The organism is Pseudoduganella sp. RAF53_2, assembly GCF_052113985.1.
GTDB lineage: Bacteria > Pseudomonadota > Gammaproteobacteria > Burkholderiales > Burkholderiaceae_D > Rugamonas.
This window is the reverse complement of record NZ_JBFRDW010000932.1, coordinates 1-1,602: the sequence shown is the minus strand read 5'-3', so window position 1 is coordinate 1,602 and position 1,602 is coordinate 1. Positions and strand designations below refer to the sequence as shown.

Sequence of the window (1,602 nt, the reverse complement as noted above, 5' to 3'; positions counted from 1 at the left end):
GCGTGCAGCCTGACCTGAACCGCGTAGAGATCAACGGCCAGTCCGTGCTGGCCACCGGCGGTACCGCGGGCCGCGGCGCTGAACTGCGCGAGCTGGCTTCCGAGCTGATTCAATCGATCGACGTCTACAAAGGCACCACCGCCGACCTGACTGAAGGCGGTGTTGGCGGCACGGTCATCATCCAGACCCGCAAGCCGCTGGACTTCAAGAAGAAGACCGTGGCAGTCACTTTGTCGGGCGAGCAGGCCACCAGCCGCGGCGGCGTGCAGCCGCGCGCCAGCCTGCTGCTGGCCGACAAATACCTCGACGGCAAATTGGGCCTGATGGCCAACGTGGTGTACGACAAGGTCTACACCCGTAACGACTATGCCCGCAATACTTCCTGGCGCTTCCTGCGCGACTGGGACTTCTCGCCGGACAAGACCGTCACCAGCCTCGATCCCGCTGTCGCCGCAGTGACCACCCCGGGAGGCTGCAATGCCAGCACGCTGAGCGCAGCACAGAAGACCGCCTGCCAATCGCAGTGGTTCGACTATTCTCCAGGCATTGCGCGCTACGGCATCTGGACCCGCGACCACGAGCGTTCGTCCGCTGAATTCACGGCACAGTACGAATTCAATAAAGGCCTGCGCACCTACGTCAGCTACGAGGACAACACCCAGAGCCAGCGCCTGAATGATCGTAACTTCGGCACGGACTTCAGTAATGTGAACCGCCTGTTCAACGCCGGCACCGCGCCGGTGTACAACGCAACGACCGGCGTTCCGACCACCGCCGGTACTTGCAACGCGGTGCCGACCGCCAGTACGCCCGATGGTGTCACTGTCGCCAATCACTATGTCACGCAATACACCGTCGGCAGCTGCCTGAATATCGCAGGCCAGGGTGGCCAGGGCGCGTTTGGTACTTCGGCGCGGGACTTTTCGCTGAAGGTCCGTTCGCAATACCTGTCCAACGGCTGGGAATGGAAGAGCGGCGATTGGGAAGCGAAGGCCCTGATCAACACCTCCAAGTCGCGCTATAGCTCCGAAAGTAATCAGATAGCGCTAACGCAGAATGCGCCAGGCCTCAAAGTCTCGCTGGACTCGCAAGGCTTGCCGCACTTCGATTTCCCGTCCGGTTATTCGCCTGACGCGAACAGCTCCTACGTGCAGGTGCAGCTGCAGTACCGTCCCTCCGAAACGAAGAACACCGAAGACCAGGCCAAGCTGGACTTCAAATACCGTCTGAAGACGCCGTTCTTCCAGAAGCTGTGGTTTGGCGTGCAGGGACGCAAGACCACCGCGCAGCAGTACAACGGCGGTGGCTACCTGGCCAGCAATGGCAAGGATCTGGTTTCGACTGCCGACGATATCAACGTGGTGAGCGCCAACGTCAACCAGACCCTGATCTACGATCCGCTCAACAAAACCGGCGCGCAGCGTGCACCGGATACGCAGTCTTTCCTGAACGCGAACTACTCGACCAAGTACATCGATTCGACTGCGATGCAGAACCTGATCGCGACAATTCGCGGCACTTCGCCAAGCACTTTCTTCAAGGGCTACAACGGTGTAAGCGGTATGCCGAGCAACTGGATGACACCGGTCTACAGCAGTGCGG

1 pseudogene is annotated in these 1,602 nt (G+C 60.5%); it reads left to right on the top strand.

From position 1 onward, the window contains the following. Positions 1-1,602 (top strand): annotated as a pseudogene (locus tag AB4Z11_RS31145) (TonB-dependent receptor); the annotation flags it as partial.